This window comes from Oleiphilus sp. HI0061 (genome assembly GCF_001635675.1).
In genome coordinates this window covers 1-6,678 of record NZ_LWFE01001028.1, presented here as the reverse complement: position 1 = coordinate 6,678, position 6,678 = coordinate 1, and the positions used below count along the sequence as shown (strand labels likewise).

Genomic DNA, 6,678 nt, shown 5'->3' with positions numbered 1-6,678 from the left:
CAGACTCTAACTCACTTCTCGTTACCGATTCTGAAGAAAAAGCGATTTTCGCTGTTGATATTAATAATGGAAATAGAAATATAATTTCCAAGTAGCTTAGCTACTATAAAAATCAGGCATAAAAAAACCTGCAAAAAGCAGGTTTTTTTATGCCTGGAGTAAATCAGTCTTAGAACTGATCCGCAGCCAAAGCCATCATATCTTCACTACCAGAACGTACAAGCTCGGCTAGAGAAACAGTCTTAGGCAACAAACGGCTATAGAAGAATTTAGCTGTCTTGACCTTAGACGCATAAAATTCATCTGAGCCTACTTTTGGTGCTGCCGCTTTAACCATCTTCGCCCACATGTAAGCGTAAGCAGTTAAGCCAAACAATTCCAGGTATTCAACCGATGCAGCACCAATTGCGTTTGGATCATCCTTAACGCTATTGATAACATATTCTGTTACATCACTTAAACGCTCAAGCGCTGCAGACAGTGGCTTAACGAATTCAGCCAAGTCAGCATTATCAGCCTCTACCTGAATAAACGAAGCGACTTCTGAAGCAAATAGTTCGTAGAACTTACCGCCATTGGCGACAATCTTACGGCCCATCAAATCCAAAGATTGGATACCATTAGTACCTTCGTAGATTTGCGTAATACGCGTATCACGAACCAACTGCTCCTGGCCCCACTCACGAATGAAACCGTGACCACCAAATACTTGCTGGCCAGCAATACAACAATCTAAAGCACGATCAGTCAAATATGCTTTTGCAATAGGCGTCATCAATGCAACCATTGCTGATGCATGCTTCTTCTCATCAGCGTCATCTGAGTATTTCGCTGTATCCAAGAAAGTCGCAACATAGCTAGAGAAGGCACGACCACCCTCATTGTAAGCACGCATAGTCATCAACATACGGCGAATATCAGGATGCACGATTAGTGGGTCAGCAGCCTTTTCAGGTTGAGCCGGGCCTGTTGCCGCTCTACCCTGAATTCGATCCAATGCATACTCAACAGCATTCTGGTATGAACGCTCAGCAGCACCTAAGCCCTGAATACCAACACTCAAACGCTCGTAGTTCATCATTGTGAACATTGCGTTTAGACCTTGGTTAATCTCACCAACCAACCAGCCTTGAGCGCCGTCAAAGTTCATGACACAGGTTGCAGAAGCTTTGATACCCATTTTATGCTCGATAGAGCCAACCGTTACATTATTGTTCTCGCCAACAACGTTGTTCTCATCAACCTTGTTTCTTGGAACCAAGAACAGAGAAATACCTTTAGGGCCGGCAGGCGCATCAGGAAGCTTAGCGAGGACCAAATGAATAACGTTTTCAGAAAGATCTTGGTCACCACCTGTAATGAAGATCTTAGTACCTGTGATCGCGTAGCTACCGTCACCGTTGTCTTCAGCTTTAGTGCGGATCATACCTAGATCTGTGCCTGCATGCGGCTCAGTTAAGTCCATCGCACCAGCCCACTCGCCAGAATACATCTTAGGTAGATACTTCTGCTTAAGCTCTTCAGTGGCGTGTGCATCAATTGCCAAACTTGCACCAGAAGTTAGGCATACATATAAACCAAAAGAGATATCAGAAGAATAAAGCATCTCTTCATACTGAGCACCTACCATTTTAGGCATACCCATTCCTTCGTATTCAGGGTTACCCGTAAGACCTGACCAACCACCTTCAACAAAAGTCTTATAAGCTTCTTTATAACCCGCTGGAGTCGTTACAACACCGTCAGTCCACTTACAACCTTCTTCATCACCATTACGACTTAAAGGTGCAATTAGTGATGCAGTGATCTTACCCGCTTCTTCCAATACTGCGTCAGCAGTATCAATATCGATGGTGTCTTTTGTGCCCGCAAGCGAAGCCCAAAGCTGCTCTACACCAAACACTTCATTCATCACGAAACGAATATCTTTTAACGGAGCCTTATACTCAGCCATGTAACTACCCTCTATCCTCTGTTGATCCAACACGTAACAACCTTGTCTTACAAGGTATTTTTCAATAAAAACCCCGAGCTGCTTGTGGCTATTCGGGTGTGATTTACTTATGTCCGGGAAAACCTAACGCCGCACATTTAAATCATGCGGCGCATTTTAACGTAAAAAGCCCGCGAATGCGGGCTTTTTTTTGAATCAGATTAACTCAAGCTTAGAAAGCGAAGTTATCTTCTTCAACAGCCATCATAGACTCGGCACCCGCTTCAATCATTTGAGCGTGAGCTAAAGTACGTGGCAAGATACGATCAAAGTAGAACTGAGCAGTTTGCAGCTTAGTCTTGTAGAACGCTTCTTCTGTTGTACCTTCTGCTAGCTTCTGCTGAGCAACATCAACCATCTTCGCCCAGAAGTATGCTAAACATACATAGCCTGAGTACATTAGGTAATCAACTGACGCTGCACCAACTTCATCACGATTCTTCATGGCATTCATACCAATCTTCATCGTAATATCGCCCCACTCTTTGTTTAGCTTGGTTAGCGGCTCAATGAACTGCGCCAAACCTTCGTTATCTGCATTTTCTTTACAGAAAGTGTGAACCAACTTAGTGAAGTTCTTAAGTGCAGCACCTTGCGTCATTAGAACTTTACGGCCTAACAAGTCAAGTGCCTGGATACCAGTTGTACCTTCATAAATTAGTGCGATACGCGTATCACGAACGATCTGCTCCATACCCCACTCAGCGATGAAACCGTGACCACCGAATACCTGAACACCGTGGTTAGCAGCCTCGTAACCAGCTTCAGTACAGAAAGCTTTAAGAATAGGCGTTAAGAAGCCTAACATCTCGTCAGCTGCTTTCTTCTCTTCATCACTACCGTGCTCTACCAAATCAGCCTGTTGCGCTGCGTAGTAGATCATTGCACGAGAACCTTCAGCGATAGACTTCTGAGTTAGAAGCATACGGCGAACGTCTGGGTGAACAATGATTGGGTCAGCTTTACCTTCCGGGTTCTTCTTACCAGTCAAAGAACGCATAGCTAGACGCTCTTTAGCGTAAGTTAGCGCACCCTGGAAAGAACCTTCAGCAGCAGCAAGACCTTGAATAGAAGTACCGATACGTGCAACGTTCATGAATGTGAACATGCAGTTTAGACCCTTGTTTTCTGGGCCAATCAACCAACCTTTTGATGCATCAAAGTTCATCACACAAGTTGCGTTACCATGGATACCCATTTTGTGCTCGATAGAACCACAGGTAACGTTGTTTTTCTCGCCTGGATTACCGTCTGCATCTGGCAACAACTTAGGTACGATAAACAGAGAAATACCCTTAGTACCTTCTGGTGCGCCAGGAAGACGTGCTAGAACAATGTGAACGATGTTATCAACCATATCGTGCTCACCGGCAGAGATGAAGATCTTCGTACCCGTGATGTTGTAGCTACCATCAGCATTTGGCTCAGCCTTAGTAGTCAAAATACCTAGGTCAGAACCACACTGAGGCTCTGTTAAACACATGGTACCCGTCCACTCACCGCTGATCAGCTTAGTTAGATAAGTTTCCTGCTGCTCAGGCGTACCATGCTCTTGAATTGTCGCACGTGCACCGTGGCTTAGGCCTGGATACATACCCCAAGACCAGTTAGCAGTACCAATCATTTCACTCAAAGCGATGTTGATGGACTCAGGTAGACCTTGTCCACCGTGCTCAACAGGCGCGTTCATTGAAGGCCAGCCGCCTTCTACAAATTGGTTATATGCTTCTTTAAAACCTGTTGGCGTTTTAACACCATCTTCACTCCAAGTACAACCTTCCTGGTCACCTACTTGGTTAAGAGGAGCTAGTACTTCTTCACAAAACTTTGCACCTTCGCCGATGATCGCTTCGACCATGTCTGGAGAAGCATCATCTGCTCCTATGGTTGCGTAGTGCTGTTCACTGTTCAAAACTTCGTTCATGATGAACTTAATTTCTCGTAGGGGAGCTTTGTATTCTGGCATAGCTAAAAACCTCAAATATATTTATTTACGTTTTAACGCTTGTTAAAAACTAATAAAATTCGTTTATTAACGTCGACTCTTACAGTCAATCAGGTCACCCACCGTATTAAGCTATTCGTTCATAGCAGGTCGTTGAGTGGGTCACTTCAATTCGAGCATTTACTCGATTTTCAAGCATTGAATATCAAACGACTGTTTGAAACATACGTTTGCTTAAAGCCAATGTCAAGATTTCCTTACAAAAAATCCGATAATTCATATGAAAAAAAAGCGCATAGCGGACAGGAAAATACCGCCACCAAACCACGACATATCGGCAAAATTAGTTGTAAAACAGAAGATTAGCAGCTTTTTTAAAAACTGCACTGAAATAGAAAAGGGAATTTGTAATTTTTTATTGTTTTAGATTAGGTCGTCAATATCAGAAACAGTTTTTTGATCAAGTGAAGCAATTCTTTCGAATTCCTGAACACTTAAAACCTGAGCACTGCGTTCATCTTTTCGAGCGTCGGTCTGCTCTTTCTCTTTCTCAAGGCGATCTTTATTCTCTTGAGCTTGTAGCTGTGTTTGCTCTAACTCTTGAGCTTGTAGCTGTGTTTGCTCTAACTCTTGAGCTCTCTTTTCAACCAATTCAGCTTGAGCCTGAGCTATTACCCTTTGAGCCTGAGCTGCCACAGCACGATCCTGACCAGAAGGCTCGGCAGGAGCATTCGCTGCAGCTTTGACCGTATTCATTTTTGAAATTGTAGCTTGAGGGTCATTGGGAATAGGCGATATATCGATTGAAACCTCCCCTCCCACAGCATAACGATTTCCATCAGGGCCAGACTGATAAGTAAATGATGCGGCACCAGCATATTGACCGCCCACCGCTTTATGGGCCTGCTCATGTGCTCTCACTTCCTGATCTCTTGCTCTAAGCTCCGCTATCTGTTCCTCAATAATCGCTTCTTGTTGCTCTTCTATACGGCGTTCACCGGCACTTTCTGTTGAACTTCGCTCAACACTCTGCTGGTCGCCATTCTGAGTTCGCACCTCATCTTCAAGGTCGGAGTCATCACTCCCAACTGTACGACCATCTTCATCAGCAATTAGCTTGCTCGCGACCTCATCGTTCTCAAAAGGCGCTGCTCGTTGATCATCGTCGACATAAAGTTGTTCTTGGTTATTCTTAGCCAATGAAATTCGGCTGTATAACTGGGGAAGGGCTGCATTGGCAGCAGCTTGGGAATTCTCACTTACTGACAGGCCAACTTTAACCGCTGGCGTGGTACTGACCGAAGCCAAGTCTTTTGAACTGGAGTTATTTGAGTTTTGCTCAGACGTCACCGTCTTCTGCTCAGCATGAACTGGCGAAGATAGATTTGTTTGCGGCGATATATTCATAACAAAACCTCTCTATTGAGGTAACTTCCAGCTATTAAATAAAACTTAAGGCCCTCACGTATTAAGCCAAGGTATCAAGCAAGGTTCCTAAAACTTCGTCAGCTGTTTTGACTACTTGCGCCGATGCTTCAACTGACCTTTCATATAATTTTAAATCAACTATTGGTTCAATTACACTAGAACTGGAGCCTTCGCTATTACTTACAGTACTCGCATTCACAATCTCTGTTGCAGCTTTCTGCATACCCTCTTGACCTTGCTGTAAGCCTTGAATACCGGTCTGTAAAACAGTATTTACATTCATGACAAGCACCTATACGAAGTAAAGAATTCAGCAAATATTGTGACTATTTTCTGCGAACACTCTAATACTAATTACTCGAGCAATTCAGACACTGCTCTCCTTATGTATGTTATTTAAGCAAATATCTGTATGTTTTTCAACCAGCCTGATCAAAGCCTTACAAATCTAGACAGTCCAGATTCACATATTTACAAAGCTCCTCAGGCTTACCGCTCTCGCTAAAAGGTAAGTGAGCAATAAGCGGTGCACCTAAAGCCGAGCTTAAAGTCGCTATATTTTCAGCTTCATAGCTCATTGTTTCTCTCGACAAACTATTCGCAACCCAACCAGCTATCTCCAAGCCATCTCTTCTGATTGCCTCTGCACTTAGCATCGCATGATTCAAACACCCCAAACGCAAACCAACAACTAGAATAACTTTATAGTTCAACTGTCGTGCCAAGTCAGCCATCGTTTCTCTTGGGCTAATCGGTACCCGCCACCCCCCTGCTCCTTCGATAAGTGCGAAATCCGGTTTCTTCATCAGCGCTCCACGACAGATACCCGTAATACGCGATGCACTTGGCGTTCGCTTTTCAAGCGCAGCAGCAATATGTGGCGAAGCTGCTTCTTTGAGTAATACTGGGTTAACTTGACTGTACGGTAGATCGACCGACATATGTGACATCAAGGCGACAGCATCTTCATTTCGCATGCTTACTTTATCATTAGCATCTTTATACTCATCAGCACCTGCAGCGATTGGCTTTAGAGCCATCGAACTCAAGCCTTTCGAGTTTGCAGCAGCCAACAGAGCACAGCTGGAAAAAGTCTTTCCAACTTCTGTATCGGTACCCGCGACAAAATATACATTCGCCATCATCTATTACCTTATATTTCTTTAATATTGAGTCAGTCTATTGGCTACAGTTTTCTAGGCTAAGTTACTAGACCTACGCTAAAACTACGTTTTAACCAATACCCCCCACAAAACCTGATATGTTGCGGGCAAATAACCGCCTTCTACACGCTTCGCCTCATAAGCTGAAA

Annotated in this window: 5 protein-coding genes; all 5 read right to left on the bottom strand. The window is 44.0% G+C overall.

Going from position 1 to position 6,678, the window contains the following annotated elements; genetic code table 11:
* Nucleotides 1–169: 169 nt before the first annotated feature.
* The 5 genes from A3735_RS12950 to bioD all read right to left on the bottom strand — a co-directional run bounded on the left by A3735_RS12950 (nt 170) and on the right by bioD (nt 6,511).
* Entirely contained in the window at nt 170–1,954 is a 1,785-nt protein-coding gene (locus A3735_RS12950) for an acyl-CoA dehydrogenase C-terminal domain-containing protein (RefSeq protein ID WP_068509790.1), read from the bottom strand.
* Between the two features lie 211 nt (nt 1,955–2,165).
* Nucleotides 2,166–3,959 carry an acyl-CoA dehydrogenase C-terminal domain-containing protein gene (locus tag A3735_RS12945; RefSeq protein WP_068509789.1) on the bottom strand — a complete coding sequence of 598 codons (1,794 nt, stop codon included), beginning with the start codon at nt 3,957–3,959 and terminating at the stop codon, nt 2,166–2,168.
* Nucleotides 3,960–4,361: 402 nt separating this feature from the next.
* Nucleotides 4,362–5,345 (bottom strand): putative metalloprotease CJM1_0395 family protein, encoded by a 984-nt coding sequence (locus A3735_RS12940; RefSeq protein WP_068509787.1) that lies wholly within the window; start codon nt 5,343–5,345, stop codon nt 4,362–4,364.
* A 61-nt stretch (nt 5,346–5,406) separates the two neighbouring features.
* On the bottom strand, nt 5,407–5,649 hold the full coding sequence (locus A3735_RS12935) for a flagellar basal body rod C-terminal domain-containing protein (RefSeq protein WP_068509785.1): 243 nt from the start codon (nt 5,647–5,649) through the stop codon (nt 5,407–5,409).
* 157 nt (nt 5,650–5,806) lie between these two features.
* On the bottom strand, nt 5,807–6,511 hold the full coding sequence (gene bioD / locus A3735_RS12930) for a dethiobiotin synthase (protein ID WP_068509783.1): 705 nt from the start codon (nt 6,509–6,511) through the stop codon (nt 5,807–5,809).
* Nucleotides 6,512–6,678: the final 167 nt, after the last annotated feature.